Here is a 20,843-nt window from a genome sequence, read left to right as displayed (position 1 = left end):
CACCCGCCGCCCCCGGGCGGTCCGCCGCACCGGACTCCGCGGTCCCCTGAGCCGATCGTGCCCCACGCGTCGCGGCGCCTCGAAAGAGTTCAGCCGGATTCGTGGCCGGATCCCGTACTCAGGGGACCGGCCCGCCCGCGAGGGGTAGCCCTCCCCGGACACGCCGAAGCGCGCGAGGGTTGGGGGGAGCTGGCCCGAGTGAGTTCGAGGGGGCGGACACCGGGAAAACGCCTGTCAGCACGCGCACAGCGGCGCCGAGCCGTCCGCCGACTGCGTGCGGAAGGGGCCTACGGGCCCGCACTTCGCGAGGTGCTGCCCGCCCTCGCGGCGGTCGTCGTCATCCTGTGCGCGGTCGTAGCCGGCGTCGCCGTCGGTTACCGGGTCGCCGGTATCGGCGTACCGATCGGCGTTCTGGCCGTCCTGGCCGTCGTCACCCCCGCCTCGATACGACGGCACCGGCCACTGGCCCGCCGCCGCCTCGGCTTCTACACACCCGAGGAACTCGCGGAGCTGGACACCCAGGGTCTGGCCCTGGCCGTCTCCCGGATGCTGCGCCGGGACGGCTGGCGGGTGCTCCCGCAGCGCAGGAGCGAGGCCCGTGTCCGGGTCCGCGCCCGGGACGGCCGGGGGCACCGTCTGGAGGTCGCCTTCCGGCCCGTGGCCGAGCCGCTGCCCGACGAGGACACGCCCTCGCGTTCGGGGCGTACCGGCGGCCCCGGCCCCCCGCTCCGTCTCGTGGTGCACCGCGGGGCCTTCACCCGGCGTGACGTCCAGTGGGCGCGACGCCAGGGCGGTGTCCGTCTGATCGACGGTCCGTGCCTGCGGCGCTGGGCGCACGGAACCCCGCTGAACGAACTGAGCGACTCCCCCTGAGCCGTACGGACCCGTCCTCCGCCCGCCCGCGGGACCCGCGGGCGGCCACAGCGCCGAACGCTCGCCCCACCCCTGTCGGACCGCCTCCCGAACCGCCGCTCCGATCACCTCCCGGACCGCCTCCTCGACCGACACGTACGCCCTCGGTGTCCCGCCCCACGGTGGGTCCGGCACCGGATCCGCGCACGCCGGACGTCCGCACCACCCCCACCACACTCCTCACTCCAGGCCCGGGCGCAACAGCGGTTTCTCCGACAACAGACGAGGTCAGCGGCGTGGACACGTTCCGACCAGGTAGTTGAAGGAAAGCCCTTCGCACGGGCCGACGGGCCGCATAGCGTGCGAGGACCCGAGCCGTTCCCCCACCGTCCCGCGGTCCGTGCACGCCGGGCCCGCACCCCACCTGGAGACCGGCATGTCGTACGACAGTTCCGCCCCACGGCCCGCACGACCGCCGCGGGGACACCAGAACTCGTTCGCCCAGCACGTCCCGGACCCGTCCGCGGCGGAACCCTTACGCGGCGGGGCATCACCCCGCGCCTGGACCGGGCACCACCGCGATCTGCGCATCCTGCGGCGCGCCTACCGCCGCCAGCGGCGCGTGACCACCTTCGCGGTGCTCGGCTGCTTCACTCTCTTCCTCGGCCTGACCGCCGGCTGCCCCGGCCTGATGAACCGTCCCGTCACCGGTGGTCTCTCGGCCGGCCTGGTCATCGCCCTCTCCCAGATCCCCGCCACCTGGTTCGCGGTGCTCGTCTACGAACGCACCGCCCGCCGCTATGTGGATCCCCTCGCACACCGCGTGAACCGGAGCGTTCCGTGGGCCGAAGCCCAGCAGGAGCGGAAGCGGTGAGTGACTTCGCCGGCTCCACGCAGTCCTGGTCCCTCGTCGCCTTCTCCATCGCCGTCACGGTCACCCTGCTGCTGTGCGTTCTGACCGGCCCCGACAGCGACGATCTCGCCGAGTTCTACACCGGCTACCGCTCGCTCTCCCCGCTGCGCAACGGACTCGCCATCGCCGGCGACTACATCTCCGCCGCGACCGTGCTGACCATCGGCGGTGTCATCGCCCTGTGCGGTTTCGACGGCGTCGTCCTCGCTCTCAGCACGCTGCTCTCCCTGCTGGTGCTGATGTTCCTGCTGGCCGAACCCCTGCGGAACACGGGGAAGTTCACCATGGGCGACGTGCTGGCCCGCCGGATGCCGGGCCGCACCGTGCGGATCACGGGGTGCGGTGTCACGATCGCCGCTCTCGTGCCGATGATGCTCGTCCAACTCGCCAGCACGGGGCAGCTCCTGGCGTACATCCTCGGCTTCACGGACAGCTCCATGAAGACGGGCTGCATCGTGGGAGTCGGCACCCTGATGATCACCTACGCCGCCATCGGCGGCATGCGGGGCACCGCGTTGATCCAGCTCCTGAAGATGGTCGTGCTCCTCGGCTCCGGAATCGTCGTCTCCCTGCTGATCCTCCGTCAATTCCACTGGAACCCCGGGGCGTTGTTCACCGCGGCAGCGCGACGCAGCGGCTCACCGGACGCGTTCCTGCACGGCGGACTCCAGTTCGCCGGTGGCCCGCATCCCCGGCTCGACATGATCAGTACGCAGTTCGCCATCGTGCTGGGCGGTGCCTGCCTCCCACATGTGACCATGCGTATGTTCACCGCGAACAGCGCCCGCCAGGTGCGGCGTTCGATGTCCTGGGCGGTGTCGTCGGTGGCGTTGTTCATGCTGATGGCGGGCGTTGTCGCCATCGGGGCGATGGCCTTGATCGGCCGGGCCGGCGTCACCGCCGCCGACCCGCGCGGGCACACCGCCTATCTGCTGGGCTCTCGTGCCGCGTTCGGCCCCGTGGTGTCCCGGGCGGAGACCCTCTTGTTCACCACGGTGACCACGGCGATCTTCCTCACCCTACTCGCCTCGGTCGCCGGCATGACCCTGGCCTGCGCCAACTCGCTGGCCCACGACGTCTTCGCGGGCCACAGCACCGCCATGTCGTCCCAGCGGGAGACGGCTTTCGCCCGCGGCTCGGCCCTGGTCGTCGGCGCGCCCGTGATCGCCCTCGCGGTCCTCGTCCAGAACCGAAGTCTCCAGCCGCTGGCCACGATGTCCTTCTGCGTGGGCGCCTCGGCGATCGCCCCGGCCCTGGTCTACAGCCTCTTCTGGCGCCGCTACACCCGCGCCGGTCTGCTGAGCACGCTCATCGGCGGCACGCTCGCCGTCCTGGTCCTGATGCCGGGCACCAGACTGGTGTCCGGCTCCCCGACCTCCGCCTTTCCCACCGCCGACTTCAACTGGTTCCCGTTCACCACCACGGGGCTGGTGTCCATCCCGCTGGGCTTCGCGTTCGGCTGGCTCGGCAGCATGCTGTCCGGTCGCCGTGCGGCGGACCGGGAACGCGGGGTGTACGAGCGTGTCGAGAGCCTGATACTCGCCGGGCCGCGACCGAGGGACCGGTGACGGCGGCAAGGCGGCCGCCACCGTCACCCGGGCCTTCGTCGTCACCGGTTCACGGGCCGCTGACCACGATCTCCCGCTTGAGGATCTTGCCCGTGGGTCCCTTGGGCAGTTCGGCCGCGATCGTGACGACCCGGGGGTACTTGTACGCGGCGACCCGCTCCTTGGCGTGCGCGCGGATCTCCTCGGCCGTGGCCTGGGCGCCGGGCCGGAGCGTGACCACGGCCGCGATCTCCTCACCGTGCAGGGGGTGCGGCATCCCCACGACGGCGGCCTCGGCGACGGCGGGGTGCTCGTACAGCACTTCCTCGATCTCGCGCGGGTAGACGTTGTATCCGCCTCGGATGATCATGTCCTTCTTGCGGTCGACGATGAAGTAGAAGCCGTCCTCGTCGACGCGGGCCAGATCACCGCTGTGGAACCAGCCGTCGCGGACCGCCTCCGCGGTGGCGTCCGGCCGGTTCCAGTAACCGGTCATGACGTTCTCGCCGCGGATGGCGATCTCGCCCACCTCTCCGGGCGCGGCCGCGCCGCCGTCCTCGGCGACGAGCCGCATCTCGACCCCGCGGATGGGCATACCGATCGAGCCCGCCTTGCGCGGACGGTCCGGGTGGTTGAACGCGGCCACGGGCGACGTCTCGGACAGCCCGTACCCCTCCAGCACGGCGGCACCGAAGCGCCGCTCGAATCCGTGCAGGACCTCGACCGGAAGCGCGGCCCCGCCCGAGACGGCCAGGCGCACCAGGCCGGCGTCGAAGCCGTCGGGGAGTTCGGCGTGCAGCAGCGCCGCGTACATCGTCGGCACGCCGAGGAAGACGGTGACCTTGTCCCGGGCGATGATCTCCAGGGCGCTTCGCGGGTCGAACCGGGGCAGCAGGGTCAGTGTGGCTCCGGTCGCGACGGCCACGTTGAGCGCGCAGGTCTGGCCGAAGGCGTGGAAGAGGGGCAGGCCGCCGAAGAGCACGTCGTCCGGCCCGACCTGGAGGAGGGTCTCGGCCGTGGTGAGGGTGTTGCTCGCCAGGTTGCGGTGCGACAGTTCGGCGCCCTTGGGCGTTCCGGTGGTGCCGGAGGTGTAGAGGATCAGGGCGGGATCGTCGTCGGCCCGGTCCGGGGTCTCGCGCAGGGGTTCGTGGCCGCGCAGCAGGGTGTCGAAGTCCGCGGAACCGGTCACCAGGCAGTCGGTGCCCGTCTCCGCTGCGGCCTTGGTCACCTCGTCGGCGAACAGCGGGGACACCAGCGCGACGCGCGCTCCGCAGTCGCGCAGGGTGAAGGCGACCTCGCGGGCCTTGAGCAGCGGGTTCATCGGGACGACGACTCCGCCGGCCCGCAGGATGCCGTAGTAGAGGACCGGGAACAGCGGGACGTTGGGCATGGTCAGCGCGACACGGTCGCCCGGCAGCAGCCCGCGGTCCCGCAGCAGCGCCGCCACCCGCGCGCTGGCGTCGTCGAGTTCGGCGTAGGTGAGCGTGTCGTCGTCGTGGCGGACGGCGACGTTCTCGCCGTGGGCCGCGACGGTGGCGGCCAGAAGGGTGACGAGGTTGGTCATGCCGGGTATCTCCTTGCGTTCGTCGCGCGTGGCGCGGCGGTGCCGCGCGGTCGGATCACATCACGAAGCGTGACCCAGTGGTGGGTGTCCCGGCTGCCGGGTCCCTGCGGGAAGGCCAGCCAGAGGCGCAGCAGGTGGTGTTCGTGTTCCGGCGATCGAAGATCCTCGAACGCCGTACGGGCGTGCATCACCCTGTGTGTGTCGAGCACGAGCAGGTCCCCGGCCCGGAGGTCGAGGTCGAGCCGGTACTCGGCGGAGCCGGCCACGGAGTCGATGAGATCGAAGAGCTCGTGGTCGGCCGGTTCCAGGCGGGGCACGTGGGGGAAGCGCTGGGCGGATTCGAGACAGGACCGGTCGTAGCGCATGCTCAGCGCGCCCGCGGGGCCGTCGTGGCGGGAGACCAGCGGGGTCACCGCGCAGGGCGGTTCGCCGGGAGCGTGCTCCTCGCGGCGGTCGAAGTGGTACGTGCGGTACAGGCGCCCCGCGAGGTCGGGGCGCAGGTCCAGCACCGCGTTGTGGACCGCGGCCGCGCTGACCAGGGAGACGTGTCCGCCGGTGCGGGGCGTGCGCAGCGTCAGCAGGGCGAGGAGATCGGTGGGGTCGGTGTGGAAGGCCAGGGCCTCCCGGGTCCGGTCGTCACGTACGGCCGGGTCGCCCGGGCTGCGTCCGGTGTCCCGGACACGGCCGAGGACGAGTCCGTCGGCGTTCTGCGGTACGGGGTGCCCCAGGTGCCGGCCGATCCCCCAGAACACGGTGCTCGCGGCCGTCTCGCCGAGCCGCTCGACGGGGATGCCCCGGACGACCGCGAACCCGCGTCCGTGTTCGAGGACACCGCGGAGGCGCTCCAGGTCGGCGCCGAGGCCGGGGAGCGGGAAGTCGGCGGCTGTCAGCCTCAGCAGGGTGAGGTCCCGTCGGCGCGTCTCGCGCAGGGCGGAGTCGATCTCGGCGAGCCCGGTCTCCGACAGGCGTGTCCGCCACTGCCCGGGGTCGGCGAGCTCCGGGCCCGTCCACACCGCGGGGCCCGAGCAGGGCGGGGGCGGTGTCCGGTCCGCGTCCGTCAGTCCTGTCATGTTCGCCTCCAATCCGTCGCGCGTTCACCTGCCGGAGAGAATGACCCCTGAGCAGGCCCGGCCGGTGAACGGCGTCATGCTAGGTTCCTCGACCACCGCCGTGCTTGTCGTGGCGGGACAGGAGACTTGGCTTTTCGGGACATCCCTGGAGCGCGCCCATGAGACCTCTGGTCCGCACCGCCGCCCTGAGCGGCTACGTCGAGCTGTGCCGCTCCCTCGGGATCGATCCGCAGGCACTGCTGAAGCAGGTGGGCCTGGACACCGCCGCCCTCACCGTCCAGGACCGGTGGATCTCCGGCACGGCCGCCGTCCAGGTGCTGGAACTGTCGGCGGCCGAGTCGGGCCACGAGGACTTCGGAGTCCTCCTCGCCGAGTTCCGCCGCTTCTCCACGCTCGGCCCCATCAGCCTGGTCGTCCGCGAGGAACCGGACGTGCGCAGCGCGCTGGAGATGCTGATCCGCCATCAGTACATGTACAACGAGGTGCTGCACACCCGGCTGTCCGAGGGCGACGGGCTGGCCACGCTGAAGGTGGATCTGAGGCTCGGCGAGGCCATGGAGTCCCGGCAGGCGACGGAACTGGCCGTCGTCGCCTTCCACCGCATCCTGAGCGACTTCCTGCACGCCCGCTGGCGGCCGCTGTCCGTGTGGTTCCGCCACTCCGCGCCGGCGGACACCTCGGCGCACCAGGACGCGTTCGGGCCCATCGTGGAGTTCGACCGCGAGATCGACGGGATCGTCTTCTACGCCGACGACCTCGACGCGCCGAACGCCATGGCGGACCCGCTGATGCGCGAGTACGCCCGTCAGTACTTCGACGCGATCGCCGTACCGAAGGACACCACAGCCGCGGACCGGGTGCGCGAACTGATCGAGGTCCTGCTGCCCACCGGGCGCTGCTCGGTCGAGCAGGTGGCGCGCAGCCTCGGCGTCGACCGGCGCACGGTCCACCGCCATCTGGCCGGGTCGGGCGAGACGTTCTCCTCGCTCCTCAATGTCACCCGGCGCCATCTCGCGGAACAGTTCGTGGCGAACCCCCGGCGGTCGCTGACGGAGATCTCCGACCTGCTGGGGTTCTCGTCGCTGAGCGGGTTCTCACGGTGGTTCCGCGAGCAGTTCGGGTGCAGCCCCCGAGCGTGGCGCGAGAGCAGGACTCCGTAGCAACTCCCCCTGGGTGACGCGAGCTACGGGTGGGACCCACACCTCCGCCGTGCGCCGCTCCCGAGGCAGTCCCGCGTCACAGATGTCCCCAAATGACAAATCATCTGTCTCCTGAAGGCAAGCACGTCCCTGACCCCGGCCCTACCTTTGCACCACCGCACAGCACAACGCGGTCGGCCGTCGGAGGGAGCCGAGCCACTCCCCCAGGCTCCCTCCGGACCGGCCGACCGCAGCGGGCCACCTCGCGCCCGCTGTCACCGGTGACCCGCATCGATCCCCGCCGGACGTCCCAGGCCCGCGCAGTGCGCGGCGATGCCCCCGGCGAGTGATCACCGATCCGACGAAGGAGACGGACCGTGCACTTCCACGACGACTCACTGTTCCCCGAGAACCAGGAAAAGCTCGTCATCCAGGCCGCTCCCTACGGGCCCGAATGGCTTCCCGGCGACGCCGACGACCTGCCCCTGACGATGGACGAGCACGTGCAGGCGGCCGTCGACTGCTACAACGCCGGTGCCACCGTTCTCCACATCCACGTCCGCGAGCTCGACGGCAAGGGCTCCAAGCGGCTGTCCATGTTCAACGAGCTGATCGGACGGCTGCGCGAGACCGTGCCGGACATGGTCCTGCAGATCGGCGGGTCCATCTCGTTCGCCCCGGAGGGCGAGGGCGCGGACGCCAAGTGGCTCGACTTCGACAGCCGTCACATGCTGGCCGACCTTGACCCGAAGCCGGACCAGGTCACCATCGCGATCAACACCAGCCAGATGAACATCGTCGAGATCATGACCGACGACGATCTGGAAGGCACCTCGATCGCCAAGCCGGACTACTACAAGGCGTACCGGGACATGTACCTGGAGGCCGGTCCGGACTTCTACCTGGAGCACCTCAAGCGGCTGAGCGCGAGCGGTATCCAGCCGCACTTCCAGCTCGCGACCCTGGCCCAGCTCGAAACCGTGGAGCGGCTGATCCGGTCCGGTGTCCACACCGGCCCGCTGGTCCTCAACTACGTCGCGATCGGCGGCGGTTTCGCGGGCCGTCACCCCGCCGACCTGATCGAGTTCGTCCGCCGCGTCCCCGACGGCGCCGTCCTCACCATCGAGAGCTCCATGCGCGCCGTGGCGCCCATGAACGCGATCGGCATCGCACTCGGCGTGCACGTCCGGGTGGGCAACGAGGACAACCTGTGGGGGCGCAAGGGCCAGCGCATGTCCAGCGTCGAGCAGATCGAGCAGATGGTGCAGATCTCGCAGGCGCTCGGCCGTGACATCGCGACCGGCGCGGAGGCCAGGAAGATCTACAAGATCGGCGAGACCTACGCGAGCACCGACGAGACGCTCGCCCAGCTCGGCATGGTGCCCAACCGCCGTCCCGGACAGCGCGGCTTCATGCTGCGCGACGCCTGACCCGACGGCGCTCCACCGCACCACGACGCCGACCGCCGACCCGCGATACGCCGGCTGCCGCACCGATCGCCGGTGCGGCCGGCCGGGCCGGCGCCCGGCCCCGCGGTGCCACCCGCCCGGCCTGGGCGGAAGCACACGCCACGGGGCCGCCGGGGCCAGACCCCCCGGTTCCGGCGGTCCCCTCCCCTCCCATCCACACGACACGAACAACGGAGCCTCCCAGTGGCCCACGCCATTCGATTCAAGGAGACCGGCGGTCCCGAGGTCCTGCGCTGGGAGGAGGTCGTCGTCGGCGACCCCGGCCCCGGCGAGGTCCGGATCCGCCACCACGCCGTCGGGCTCAACTTCGCCGACACCTACTTCCGCACCGGGCTCTACCCCGCGCCGCTGCCCGCCGGGCTCGGCGTCGAGGCCGCGGGCGTGATCGAGGCGGTCGGCGCGGGCGTCACCGAGTTCACCGAGGGCGACCGGGTCACGTACACGGGAAGTCCGCTCGGCGCCTACAGCACTGAACGCGTCATGCCCGTCGGCTCCCTGATCCGGCTGCCGGACGGCATCGGCTTCGAGACCGCCGCGGCGATGACCATGCGCGGTCTGACCTCCGCCTACCTGCTCCGCAGGATCCACCCCCTCGCCGCGGGCGACTCGATCCTGCTCACGGCGGCGGCGGGCGGCGTCGGCCTCATCGTCTGCCAGTGGGCCAAGCTGCTCGGACTGAACGTCATCGGCACCGTCTCCACCGAGGAGAAGGCCGAGCTGGCCCGAGCGCACGGCTGCGACCACGTCATCCACTACAAGCGCGAGAACGTGGCCGAGCGGGTGCGCGAACTCACCGACGGCGCCGGGGTCCCGGTGGCCTTCGACAGCGTCGGCAGGACCACCTACGCCTCCTCGCTCGCGTCGCTGCGCCGCCGCGGCCTGCTCGTCTGCTTCGGCACCGCCTCCGGCCCCGTCCCGCCCATCGACGCCATGCAACTCGCCGTCCAGGGCTCCCTGTTCGTCACCCGGCCGGCGCTCGCCGACTACATCGCGGACCCCGCGGAACGGGCGGAACTCGCGGGCGAGCTCTTCGACCACGTCACCTCCGGCCGCATCACCATCGAGGTCAACCAGCGGTACGCCCTCGAGGACGCCGCCCAGGCACACCGCGACCTGGAAGCGGGGCAGACCACCGGATCGTCCGTCTTCGTGCTCTGAGCCCCACCGCTCCCCCTCGGTCAACTCCACTCTCTCCAGGAGGAAGCACCATGGAACACACGCTCGCTCCCCCCGAGGGCGCCCCGGTCCGCGCCCACCACCGCGGCTCGATCAGGGTCGAACCGCTGACCTGTACGATCGGCGCGGAACTGTCCGGAGTGAACCTCGGCGACGCCGCACGCGACGACGACCTCTTCGAAGAGATCAGGTCTCTGTTGCTCCAGTACAAGGTGCTGTTCCTGCGGGACCAGGACATCACGCGCGCCGAACACGTCGCGTTCGCCGAACGGTTCGGCGCGCTGGAGGACCACCCGGTGGCCGGCAGCGACCCCGAGCACCCCGGCCTGGTGCGGATCTACAAGGACCTGGACAGCCCGGCGGAGCACTACGAGAACGCCCTGCACACCGATGCCACGTGGCGCGAGAACCCGCCCATGGGCGCCGTGCTGCGGTGTATCGAAGGGCCTCCCGTCGGCGGGGACACGATCTGGGTGAACATGGCCGAGGCGTACCGCCGGCTGCCAGAGGACATCCGCACCAAGATCCGTGGCCTCCGGGCCCGGCACAGCATCGAGGCCACGTTCGGCGCCGCCATGCCGCAGGAGAAGCGGCACGCCCTCAAGGAGCGGTTCCCCGACGCGGAACACCCGGTGGTGCGCGTCCACCCGGAGACCGGCGAGGAGATCCTCTTCGTCAACGCGTTCGCCACCCACTTCGTCAACTACCACACGCCGGAGAACGTGCGGTTCGGGCAGGACTTCGCCCCCGGCGCGGGCCTCCTGCTCAACTACCTGATCGGCCAGGCCGCGATCCCGGAGTACCAGGTGCGCTGGCGCTGGACCCCGAACAGCGTCGCCATCTGGGACAACCGCTCCACCCAGCACTACGCCGTGCAGGACTACTGGCCCGCCGTCCGCCGGATGGAGCGCGCCGGGATCGTCGGCGACAGACCGTTCTAGACCCCTTCCTCCAAGAGCGCGTGAGGTGATGACAATGGAGTTGCACACCACTGCTGGGCCCATCCCCGAGACGGACACGACCGCCTCGTCCGGATGGCCCGTGTCCCGACGCTACGCCTGGGTGGTCTTCGCCCTCAGTTTCGGCCTGCTGCTGTCCGACTACATGTCCCGGCAGGTCCTCAACGCCGTCTTCCCCGACCTCAAGAGCGAGTGGCTGCTCTCGGACGCGAGGCTCGGCACGCTCAGCAGCGTCGTCGCCCTCATGGTCGGCCTGCTCACGTTCCCCATGTCGCTGATGGCCGACCGCTGGGGCCGGGTGAAGAGCCTGCTGCTGGCCGCGGCGATGTGGAGCGTGGCGACCCTGGGCTGCGCGGTCTCCGCGAGCTACGACCAGATGCTCGTCGGCCGGCTCTTCGTCGGCATCGGTGAGGCGGCGTACGGAAGCGTCGGCATCGCCGTCGTCCTGAGCATCTTCCCGATCGGTCTGCGCGCCACCCTCTCCGGTGCCTTCATAGCGGGCGGTGCCTTCGGTTCGGTCCTCGGCGTGTCGATCGGCGGCGCCGTCGCCGAACACCTCGGCTGGCGCTGGGCGTTCGGCGTCATGGGCATCTTCGGTCTGGTCCTGGCCGCGGTCTACGGGATCGTCGTCACCGAGAAGAGGCTGACGCCGGAAGCCGGTTCCACCGACACCGGTCCCGGTCCCGGACCACAGGGCCGGCTGCGCGTGCTGCTGCCCCGGCTGTTCTCCTCCGTGTCGGTGATCAGCGCCTATGTGGGCAGCGGTCTCCAACTGTTCATCGCCGCCTCCCTGATGGCCTGGCTGCCCAGCTTCTTCAACCGCTACTACGACATGCCCACCGCCAAGGCGGGTGCTACCGCCGGCGTCTTCATCCTCGTCATCGGCGTCGGCATGATCGGCGGCGGCATCGTCTCCGACCGCGTCAGCCGGGCGTTCCCCATCCGCAAATGGGCGGTCGCCATCGGGTGCAGCATCGGCTCGCTCGTCCTGCTCATGGCCGCCTTCCGGCTGCCGACCGGACCTCTCCAGCTCGCGGTGCTGGCGGCCGGAGCCCTGCTGTCGGCCGGCACCGCCGGTCCCGCGACCGCCATGGTGGCCAACCTGACCCCCGCGGCCATCTCCGCGACGGCCTTCGCCACCCTGACCCTCGCCAACAGCCTGCTCGGGCTGGCGCCCGGGCCCGCCGTGACGGGCGCGCTCGCCGACCACATGGGACTGCTCGGCGCCCTGCGGGTCATCCCGCTCGCCGCGCTCGGCGCCACCCTCGCGTTCCTGGTCGGCCGCCACTTCTACGAGCGTGACCTGCTCCGTCTGACGGGCGCCCCCGCCCCGGCGCCGGAGCCGGAGGACGCGGTGGTGACCGCGTGAGCACCCGGACCGACCCGGTCGTCGTGATCGTCCCGGGGCTGCGCGATCACGTCGCGGACCACTGGCAGACCCTGCTGGCGGACCGGCTGACGGAGGCCGGGCGCACCGTGCGCACCGTCCCGCCGCTCACCGAGGACTCCCTGAGCCGCGCGGCCCGCGTGGCGGCGCTCGACAAGGTGGTCTCGGAGGCCGAGGGCCCCGTCGTGCTCGTCGCGCACAGCGCCGGCGTGATCACCACGGTCCACTGGGCCGAGGGGCACACGGCACAGGTGCGCGGAGCGCTGCTCGTGACGCCGCCGGACTTCGACACCCCGCTCCCCGAGGGTTATCCGACACCCGAAGTACTCGGCGAGCACGGCTGGACACCGGTACCCCGGACCCCGCTGCCCTTCCCCAGCGTCGTCGCCGCCAGCGCGAACGACCCCCTCGGCACGGCCGAGCAGGTCGCAGGACTGGCCCGCGACTGGGGCGGCGCCCTGGTGGAACTCGGCGAGGTCGGCCATCTCAACCCCGCGTCCGGCTACGGCCCGTGGCCGCGCGCGGAAGAACTGCTCCGCGACGTGGAAACCGGCTGAACGCCGCGTCCAGCCCAGGAAGGCACCCGATGAACACCGACACCGACCTGCTGTGGTCCCCCGGTCGCCGCGAGTTGGAGGACTCCAACGCAGCGAGCTTCATGAACTGGGTGAGCGAAGTACGGGGACTCCACTTCTCCGACTACGCCGAGCTGTGGCGGTGGAGTTCCACCGACCTCGCGGGATTCTGGTCGGCGGTGTGGGAGTTCTACGGGCTGGACGCGGTCACCGACTACGACGAGGTACTGGGCGAGGCGTCGATGCCGGGAGCCGACTGGTTCCCCGGCGCCCGGCTGAACTTCGCCGAACGCTGCTTCGCCCAGGCCACGGACGCCCGCCCCGCGCTCGTCTGTCTGACCGAGGGCGGCACCCCCGAGGAGACCTCCTGGCGCGAGCTGCGCCGGCAGGTCGCCGATGTCGCGGCGGCGCTGCGCCGCATGGGCGTGGAGCCCGGCGACTGCGTGGCCGGATACCTCCCCAACCTCCGCCAGACCGTGGTGGCACTGCTCGCCACGGCCGCCGTCGGCGCCGTGTGGACGGCCTGTTCCCCGGACTTCGGCACGCCCAGCGTGCTCGCCCGGCTCCGCCAGGCACGGCCCGCCGTCCTCGTGGCGGCGGACGGATACCGCTACGGCGGCAAGACCTACGACCGGCGCCCCGAGGTCGCCGAACTCGCGGACGGGCTGCCCACCGTCCGCCACATCCTCGCCGTCGAGAACGTCTTCGACACCCCGGCGGATCCGTGGTCCGGCCGGCCCGACGTCCACCAGCACACCTGGTCCGCGCTGCCGTCCGCGGACGGTCCGGTGGAATTCGCCGACCTGCCCTTCGACCACCCGTTGTGGATCCTGTGGTCGTCGGGAACCACGGGGATACCGAAGGGGATCGTGCAGGGCCACGGCGGCATCGTGGTCGAACTGCTCAAGGCACTGGGCCTGGGCGTCGACCTGCGCGCCGACGACCGCTACCTCTTCATCACCTCCACCAGCTGGATGGTGTGGAACTTCCTGGTCGGAGGGCTGCTGCACGGCAGCACCGTCGTCCTGTACGACGGCAGCCCGACGTATCCCGGAATCGACGGCGCATGGGAGATCGCCGAACGGACCGGTGCGACCGTGCTCGGCGTGGGCGCCGCCTATCTCACCGCCGCCGAGAAGGCGGACACGCGTCCCGCGGACACGTTCGGACTCGGGCGGCTGCGGACCGTCCTGCAGACCGGGTCGACCCTGCCGCCGAGCACCTGGCGCTGGGTCCACGACCGGCTGGCGCCCGGAGTGCGGCTCCAGTCCATCTGCGGCGGCACGGACGTCTGCTCCGTGCTCGCGGGAAGCACCCCGCTGCTGCCCGTCCGCGTCGGCCGCATCCAGGCCCCCTCCCTCGGTGTCGCCCTGGCCTCCTGGGACCCCGAGGGACGGCCGCTGACGGGCGAACAGGGCGAGCTGGTGGTGACCGCGCCGCTGCCGTCCATGCCGCTGCGCTTCGTCGGTGATCCGGACGGCGCCCGCTACCGGGCCAGCTACTTCGACACCTACCCCGGGGTGTGGCGGCACGGTGACTGGGTCACCATCGACCCGGACCTGTCGGTCGTCGTCGCGGGCCGCTCCGACTCCACCCTGAACCGCTCGGGTGTGCGCATGGGTTCCGCCGACATCTACGCCGTCGTCGACCAGCTCCCGGAGATCGCCGACAGTCTCGTCATCGGGGTGGAACAGCCCGACGGCGCCTATTTCATGCCGCTGTTCGTCGTACCCGCCGAGGGAACCGCGCTCGACGACGGCCTGCGCCGCCACATCGCCACGGCCATCAGGAGCCGGCTGTCCCCGCGCCATGTGCCCGACGTGATCGTGCCGGTCCCCGCCGTCCCGCGCACCCTCACCGGCAAGAAGCTCGAGGTCCCGGTCAAACGCGTCCTCCAGGGCGCCCGCCCCGGCGAGGTCAGCAGCGAGGGGTCCATCACGCACCCGGAGATGCTGGTGTGGTTCGCGGAGTTCGCGGCCACCGGTACAGGGGGCGCCGGGCGCCATCCGTGATCAACAACTGGTCACCGGTGATCACCTATCTGTCATCCCGTACGCCTTTCGACGCTCCTTCCGCCAGTCCCGAAACAACCCGGCCGCGCGTCGCGGACGGTCCGTAGGGTCCGAGTCACCGGCCGGTCGGGAACTCCTCCGTCCGCGCGGTGACCCGAAGGAGACATCGGTATGGCAAATGTGGAGATCTCCCTCAAGGAGACGATGACGTCGATCGAGGGCTCGCTGGGCGTGGCCCTCGTCGACTACACGAGCGGCATGGCACTGGGCACGCTGGGGGGCGGCAAGGACCTCGACCTGAACGTCGCCGCGGCCGGCAACACCGACGTGGTCCGGGCCAAGGTGCGCACGATGGAACACCTCGGGCTCAAGAGCAAGATCGAGGACGTGCTCATCACGCTCGAGAACCAGTACCACGTGATCCGGCCACTCACGGGCCGCAACGGCAACGGACTGTTCCTGTACCTCGTGCTCAACAAGGCGACCTCGAACCTGGCCATGGCCCGCCACCAGCTCGCACGCATCGAAGCCGAACTAGAGGTGTAGACAGCCACGTTCTCCGCGCCTTCGCATGCCCACGACTTGAAGACTTCTTCAATTGGGTACATCCAGATCAGCTCAATCACGTGGGCATGCGGAGGCGGAGCCGCCAGGATCGGTCCTTACGGCACCGCTCGCGGCGGACGCTCGGAAGCCACCGCACCAGCCGGAGCAGCGGAGAGCCACCGCACCAGCCGGAGCAACAGACCGTCCCCAGGCGGCAGGGAGCGAACGATTTTGACCAGGCAGGTTCCCCTCTACCAGGCCAAGGCCGAGTTCTTCCGCATGCTCGGACACCCGGTGCGCATCCGGGTCCTGGAACTGCTGCAGAGCGGACCCGTCTCGGTGCGCGACCTGCTCAGCAAGATCGAGGTCGAACCCTCCAACCTCTCGCAGCAACTGGCCGTGCTGCGCCGCTCGGGGATCGTGGTGTCGATCCGCGAGGGATCGACCGTCAGTTACGCCCTGGCGGGCGGCGATGTCGCCGAACTGCTGCGCGCCGCCCGCCGCATCCTCACCGAACTGCTCGCCGGACAGACCGAGTTGCTGGCCGAGCTGCGCCAGGCGGACGTCGGCACGGGCCTGCCTCCCGGTCCGCGTGAGCCGGACCTCGTCGTCACCCGGTCCGTACGGCCCTCACCCGCGGTCCGGGGGCGCTGACACCCGGGAGGGCCTTCTGCCGGGCCGTCAGGCCCACCCCCTGCGCGCGGCGTGCCAGCCGAGCTGGATACGGCTCTCCGCACCTGCCCGCGTCATGAGTTCACCGATGCGCCGCTGTACCGTGCGGCGGGAGACGCCGAGGCGCGCACCGACCGCCTGGTCGGTGAGTCCCGCGAGGACCAGGGCGAGCATCCGGGCGTCGAACGCGTCTATGGCGTCCGCGCGTTGCTCGGCGACGCCGTCGCCCGCCGTGTGCGGCGACAGCGGGTACGCCTGCTCCCAGGCCAGTTCGAAATAGGCGACCAGCGCGTCCAACAGCCCGCCGACGTGCACCAGCACCGAGGCGGCCGCGGTGTTGCGGCCGCTGAACAGGGGAAGCATCGCCAGTTCGTGGTCCGCGATCATGAGTTTGACCGGCACGGCGTCGGCGACCCTGACCTGCTGTCCGGCTTCGAGCGCCCCGAGGGCCTGGGCCAGCGCTCCGGGCTCGGTCAGCGCCTCCCGGTGCAAGATCGTCCGGTAGAGCACGCCACGCCGGACGCCGGCCCCCTCCGCGACGTTGTCGCTGCGCGACACAACGGTCTGTTCGGGCACCATCATCGCCCGCACTTGTTGCCGGGCGGACTCCTGGAGCTGTCTGAACCGATGGCGAACCGCGTCGATGTCGCTGATCACTTCCACCGCGCCGCCCTCGGCACCCGTGCGGTGCTGCTCCGCGAGAGTGAGCACCGCGTGCTCCGCCGCGCTCAACTCGTCGCGACGCCGCCGAAGTTCCCCGCCCAGCGCCACCGCGGGGGGTGCCGCGAGATACCTGGTGACCGCGCCCTCGCTCGCCAGACGCACGACGAGACCGCGTCCGGCCAGATCGGTGAGGACTTCACGCACCTCGGACTCGGGGCGGCCACCGTCGGCGGCCAGTTCATGGACGGCAGCCCGTCCCCGGGCCACCAGAAGGCGGTAGACCTCCTCCTCGGCCGGACCGAGACCGAGCGCGGCGAGCATGGGCCACTCCTTGAAGTCGGCGTAGTGACGCCGGACGGGACGGGGGCTGCGAAACCCGTGGCCTGCCCGAACTCACGGTTCCTCCAAGGTCTACTTCAAGCCGTAGGCCCGTGTCACCTCCCGCGTGACGCTGTTGCCCGCATCGTCCCAAGTGCGGGCCTTGAGAGACGCGAATCACTGGTGAGGGGCGTCGAATCGGGCGGTCCAGTGGCCGGTGGCCGCAGGGTCCGGGCGCCCCGTACGCCGGTGACGGCCGTCGTCGTAGGAGACGGGCCCTGCGCGGGGGTGTCCGCAGCGACCGCGCTCACAGCCTCCAGGCCTGCTCCGGAGGGCATTGTCAGTGGTGGCAGGCAGGATGACGGGTATGACAACACCTGTTGCAGTGATCGTGGATGCCGTCGCCTACGCGCAGGCGGTCGAGGACGCGTTGAAGGCGTCGGCCGCCTACTACGAGGGCGGCACGTCCGTGCTGGACGACGACGCGTACGACCGGCTCGTGCGCGGCATCGCCGCCTGGGAGGCCGAGCATCCCGATCAGGTGCTGCCCGACTCGCCGACCGGGAAGGTCGCGGGCGGCGCCGTCGAGGGGGACGTCCCGCACACGGTGCCGATGCTGAGCCTGGACAATGTCTTCTCGCCCGAGGAGTTCACCGCCTGGACGGCGTCGCTGGCCCGGCGGACCGGTCACGAGGTGGAGCGGTACAGCGTCGAACCGAAGCTCGACGGCCTGGCCATCGCGGCGCGCTACCACCAGGGCCGGCTCACCCGGCTGATCACCCGTGGGGACGGCACGGCCGGTGAGGACGTGTCGCACGCGATCGGGACGATCGAGGGCCTGCCCGGCGAGCTCGCGGAGCCCCTCACGCTGGAGGTGCGCGGCGAAGTCCTCATGACGACGGCGCAGTTCGAGCACGCCAACGAGGTGCGCACCGCGCACGGCGGGCAGCCGTTCGCGAACCCGCGCAACGCCGCGGCGGGCACGCTGCGCGCCAAGGAGCGCGCCTACACGGTGCCGATGACCTTCTTCGGCTACAGCCTGCTGCCGGTGTCCGGCACCGAGGCCGAGGAGGCCGCACGGCTGGGCGAGCTCGCGCACAGCGAACTCATGGCGCGGGCGGCCGAGTTGGGCGTGAACACCACCGCGAGCACGGCCGTCCCCGGGATCACGGCGGCGACCGCCGAGCAGGTCCTGGCCCGCGTCCAGGAGATCGGGGCGCTGCGCGCCGAGCTGCCGTTCGGGATCGACGGGATCGTCGTCAAGGCCGACCTGGCGGCCGACCAGCGGGCCGCCGGGTCCGGTTCCCGCGCGCCGCGCTGGGCGATCGCGTACAAGCTCCCGGCCGTCGAGAAGATCACCCGGCTGCTGGCGGTCGAGTGGAACGTGGGCCGCACCGGCATCATCGCCCCGCGCGGCGTGCTGGAGCCGGTCGAGATCGACGGCTCGACCATCACGTACGCCACCCTCCACAACCCGGCGGACATCACGCGCCGCGATCTGCGGCTGGGCGACCACGTGATGGTCCACCGCGCCGGTGACGTCATCCCGCGGATCGAAGCGCCCGTCGCCCATCTGCGGACCGGCGAGGAACAGCCCATCGCCTTCCCCGAGACGTGCCCGAACTGCGGATCCGCGATCGACACCAGCGAGCAGCGGTGGCGCTGCGAGCAGGGCCGCAACTGCCATCTCGTCGCCGCGCTCTCGTACGCGGCGGGCCGCGACCAGCTCGACATCGAGGGCCTCGGTCACACGCGGGTCGTCCAGCTCGTCGAGAGCGGTCTGGTCGCCGATCTCGCCGGGCTGTTCAGCCTGACCCGCGAGCAGCTCCTCGGTCTGGAGCGGATGGGTGAGACCAGCACGGACAACCTCCTGGCGGCGATCGAGGCGGCCAAGGGCCGGCCGCTGTCACGGGTGCTGTGCGCGCTCGGTGTCCGCGGTACCGGCCGCTCCATGTCCCGGCGCATCGCCCGGTACTTCGCCACCATGGACGAGGTGCGTGCGGCGGATGCGGAAACGATGCAGCGGGTCGAGGGCATCGGCACGGAGAAGGCCCCCTCGATCGTCGCGGAGCTGGTCGAACTGGCCCCGCTCATCGACAGGCTCATTGCCGCGGGGGTCAACATGACCGAGCCCGGGGCCACCCCGCCCGCCGCGCCCGGCGAGGACGGCCCGGACGCGGAGGAGGGCGGGAGCGCCGGCGGGCCGCTGGCCGGGATGACGGTGGTGGTCACGGGTGCGATGACCGGGGCTCTGGAGCAGCTCAGCCGCAACCAGATGAACGAGCTCATCGAGCGCGCCGGCGGCCGTTCCTCCTCCAGCGTGTCGAAGAAGACGGCCCTGGTCGTGGCGGGCGAGGGCGCCGGGTCCAAGCGCGCCAAGGCCGAGACCCTGGGGATCAGACTCGCGGCGCCGGAGGAGTTCGCCGAACTCGTCGCCGACTACCTCGCCTGATCGCTCGGCTCACGCGGCACGACGATCCGCCGGGCCAGCACCTGGCCCGGCCAGGTCCCGGACAGGAATCGCTCGGCGGGGGTGAATCCCTGGCGCTCGTAGAACGCGACCAGTTCGCCCCCGCCGCCCGCCCAGCAGTCGACCCGCAGCAGTTCGACTCCGGCCCGCCGTGTCTCCTCGGCGGCGTGGGCCAGGAGCGCGGCCCCGATGCCGCGGCCGGCGTACCGGCGGTCGGACACCAGCAGCCGGACGTACCGCTCGGGTTCCGCGGCGGGCTCGATCGGCATCTGCGGGCTGGGCCCGGTGTCGAGGACCAGGGCCCCGACGGGTGTTCCGTCGGCCTCCGCGACGAAGGGCGCGTTCTCGGCCATGTACCGCCGGACGCGCTCCGCCCCGTTCGCCGTCCCCGAGTACGGGGTCGTACCCCACTGCTCGGTGTTGCCCCGGGCGTTCATCCAGACCACCGCTCCATCGAGCATGTCCAGAACGGCGGGTGCGTCGGCCGGGTCGCCCGGCCGGATCCGTATCGACCGTGAGATGTCCCGCTGGGTGCTGTTCACGGCGGAAGCCTAGGCCGCGTGGATGGCCCGCCACAGGGCCGGTCACCGAAAGGATCACCGCCGACGAGTCCGCCGACCGGCCGTCGGCCCCAGTCCGCCGTCGAGCGTCCGCCTCGGCGATCCGCCGTCGGCCATCGACTGTCCGCTCTGCCGTCTGCCGTCTGCCGTCTGCCGGGATCCAGGCGGAGCCTAGACGCACGAAGGGCACAGCCCCCGATAGGTGACCTCCGCGGCGGCCACGGTGAACCCGAATCGTTCCGTCGCCGGAAGGTCGGCCAGCGGGTCGCCGGTCGGGTGGACGTCACGGACGGTGCCGCAGGCGGAGCACACCAGATGCTGGTGCGGCCGGTGCGCGTTGGGGTCGTAGCGTTTGGCGCGGCCGTCGGTGGAGACCTCGATGACCTCGCCGAGCGAGACCAGCTCCCCCAGCGCGTTGTAGACGGTCGCCCGGGAGATCTCGGGCAGCCGTTCGGCCGCACGGGCATGCACCTCGTCGGCCGTGAGATGCACATGATCACCGTCGAGGACCTCCGCAACGACGCGCCGCTGGGAAGTCATCCGCCAGCCACGTCCTCGCAGTCGCTCCAGCAGGTCACTCATATCGGTTCACCTTTTCAGGATCGGTGGGAACCCGCAGTTTATCGGTGTGCATCCTGGGTCCGATCGAATATGGGTCTGGTGTTCTTCTTGACTTGGACTCTGTCCATCGTAGGATCGGTTTTGGCACTGGCCAAGGGACAAGAAGACTTCGGTACGAGCAGGAGAGACACAGATGTCGGGACCACCGCCGTGGAACCACGCGGCGCCGGCCTGCGTGTGACGGCCGCCATGACACGCAGCCCGGGACCCTCCCGGACCCCGGGACCGTCTCGGCGACGACGCGATCGCCACCGGGACGGGCGACCCGGCGCCGCACCTGCCCGTACGTCGCACACAGCCCTCCGTCCGCCCACCGTGGCGGGATGCGTA

The 20,843-nt window shown here is 71.2% G+C and carries 18 protein-coding genes; 13 read left to right on the top strand and 5 right to left on the bottom strand.

The genetic code is table 11. The features are described from left to right. Positions 1 to 309: 309 nt before the first annotated feature. The 3 genes from OG780_RS39665 to OG780_RS39655 all read left to right on the top strand — a co-directional run bounded on the left by OG780_RS39665 (position 310) and on the right by OG780_RS39655 (position 3,333). A complete protein-coding gene (locus OG780_RS39665; protein ID WP_328456529.1) occupies positions 310 to 873 on the top strand; it encodes a hypothetical protein in 564 nt (187 codons plus the stop codon). Between the two features lie 415 nt (positions 874 to 1,288). Next, entirely contained in the window at positions 1,289 to 1,726 is a 438-nt protein-coding gene (locus OG780_RS39660) for a DUF485 domain-containing protein (protein WP_328456526.1), read from the top strand. Continuing rightward, complete coding sequence (locus OG780_RS39655) at positions 1,723 to 3,333, top strand: sodium/solute symporter (protein WP_328456524.1); 1,611 nt, start codon at positions 1,723 to 1,725, stop codon at positions 3,331 to 3,333. Before OG780_RS39660 ends, OG780_RS39655 begins: the two co-directional genes overlap by 4 nt. A gap of 49 nt (positions 3,334 to 3,382) precedes the next feature. Here the strand turns inward: OG780_RS39655 and OG780_RS39650 are convergent, their stop codons facing one another. Further along, the gene (locus OG780_RS39650; protein WP_328456522.1) at positions 3,383 to 4,876 is read right to left on the bottom strand and encodes a long-chain-fatty-acid--CoA ligase; all 1,494 of its coding nucleotides are present in this window, start codon (positions 4,874 to 4,876) and stop codon (positions 3,383 to 3,385) included. Beyond that, positions 4,873 to 5,946, bottom strand: coding sequence for a TauD/TfdA family dioxygenase (locus tag OG780_RS39645; protein ID WP_328456520.1), 1,074 nt, complete (start codon positions 5,944 to 5,946; stop codon positions 4,873 to 4,875). The genes OG780_RS39650 and OG780_RS39645 overlap by 4 nt, the downstream gene beginning before the upstream one ends. A 158-nt stretch (positions 5,947 to 6,104) precedes the next feature. On the opposite strand from OG780_RS39645, the gene OG780_RS39640 reads away from it, so the two are divergent. From OG780_RS39640 to OG780_RS39600, 9 genes are all read left to right on the top strand, one after another. Further along, entirely contained in the window at positions 6,105 to 7,106 is a 1,002-nt protein-coding gene (locus OG780_RS39640) for an AraC family transcriptional regulator (RefSeq protein ID WP_328456518.1), read from the top strand. 356 nt (positions 7,107 to 7,462) lie between these two features. After that, the gene (locus OG780_RS39635; RefSeq protein WP_328456516.1) at positions 7,463 to 8,515 is read left to right on the top strand and encodes a 3-keto-5-aminohexanoate cleavage protein; all 1,053 of its coding nucleotides are present in this window, start codon (positions 7,463 to 7,465) and stop codon (positions 8,513 to 8,515) included. Positions 8,516 to 8,737: 222 nt separating this feature from the next. Beyond that, entirely contained in the window at positions 8,738 to 9,712 is a 975-nt protein-coding gene (locus OG780_RS39630; protein ID WP_328456514.1) for a quinone oxidoreductase family protein, read from the top strand. Positions 9,713 to 9,762: 50 nt separating this feature from the next. Next, complete coding sequence (locus tag OG780_RS39625; protein ID WP_328456512.1) at positions 9,763 to 10,671, top strand: TauD/TfdA dioxygenase family protein; 909 nt, start codon at positions 9,763 to 9,765, stop codon at positions 10,669 to 10,671. A 34-nt stretch (positions 10,672 to 10,705) separates the two neighbouring features. Beyond that, positions 10,706 to 12,058, top strand: a complete 1,353-nt coding sequence (locus tag OG780_RS39620; protein ID WP_328456510.1) for an MFS transporter — start codon at positions 10,706 to 10,708, stop codon at positions 12,056 to 12,058. Continuing rightward, positions 12,055 to 12,633, top strand: coding sequence for an RBBP9/YdeN family alpha/beta hydrolase (locus tag OG780_RS39615; protein ID WP_328456508.1), 579 nt, complete (start codon positions 12,055 to 12,057; stop codon positions 12,631 to 12,633). Before OG780_RS39620 ends, OG780_RS39615 begins: the two co-directional genes overlap by 4 nt. A 29-nt stretch (positions 12,634 to 12,662) precedes the next feature. Beyond that, a complete protein-coding gene (locus OG780_RS39610; protein WP_328456506.1) occupies positions 12,663 to 14,663 on the top strand; it encodes an acetoacetate--CoA ligase in 2,001 nt (666 codons plus the stop codon). 171 nt (positions 14,664 to 14,834) lie between these two features. Beyond that, a complete protein-coding gene (locus tag OG780_RS39605; protein WP_326789871.1) occupies positions 14,835 to 15,209 on the top strand; it encodes a hypothetical protein in 375 nt (124 codons plus the stop codon). A gap of 279 nt (positions 15,210 to 15,488) precedes the next feature. Beyond that, entirely contained in the window at positions 15,489 to 15,863 is a 375-nt protein-coding gene (locus OG780_RS39600) for an ArsR/SmtB family transcription factor (RefSeq protein ID WP_443062349.1), read from the top strand. Between the two features lie 27 nt (positions 15,864 to 15,890). On the opposite strand, the gene OG780_RS39595 is transcribed toward OG780_RS39600, so the two are convergent. After that, positions 15,891 to 16,865 (bottom strand): helix-turn-helix domain-containing protein, encoded by a 975-nt coding sequence (locus OG780_RS39595; RefSeq protein ID WP_328456501.1) that lies wholly within the window; start codon positions 16,863 to 16,865, stop codon positions 15,891 to 15,893. Positions 16,866 to 17,220: 355 nt separating this feature from the next. On the opposite strand from OG780_RS39595, the gene ligA reads away from it, so the two are divergent. Further along, a complete protein-coding gene (gene ligA, locus OG780_RS39590) occupies positions 17,221 to 19,314 on the top strand; it encodes an NAD-dependent DNA ligase LigA (RefSeq protein WP_328456499.1) in 2,094 nt (697 codons plus the stop codon). Here the strand turns inward: ligA and OG780_RS39585 are convergent. Continuing rightward, complete coding sequence (locus tag OG780_RS39585) at positions 19,302 to 19,793, bottom strand: GNAT family N-acetyltransferase (protein ID WP_328458703.1); 492 nt, start codon at positions 19,791 to 19,793, stop codon at positions 19,302 to 19,304. The genes ligA and OG780_RS39585 overlap by 13 nt on opposite strands. Before the next feature lie 270 nt (positions 19,794 to 20,063). Continuing rightward, positions 20,064 to 20,474 (bottom strand): Fur family transcriptional regulator, encoded by a 411-nt coding sequence (locus tag OG780_RS39580; RefSeq protein WP_328456497.1) that lies wholly within the window; start codon positions 20,472 to 20,474, stop codon positions 20,064 to 20,066. Positions 20,475 to 20,843: the final 369 nt, after the last annotated feature.

It is taken from the genome of Streptomyces sp. NBC_00386, from assembly GCF_036063235.1.
In the GTDB taxonomy this organism is placed as follows: domain Bacteria; phylum Actinomycetota; class Actinomycetes; order Streptomycetales; family Streptomycetaceae; genus Streptomyces.
This window is presented reverse-complemented; position numbering and strand designations above follow the sequence as displayed.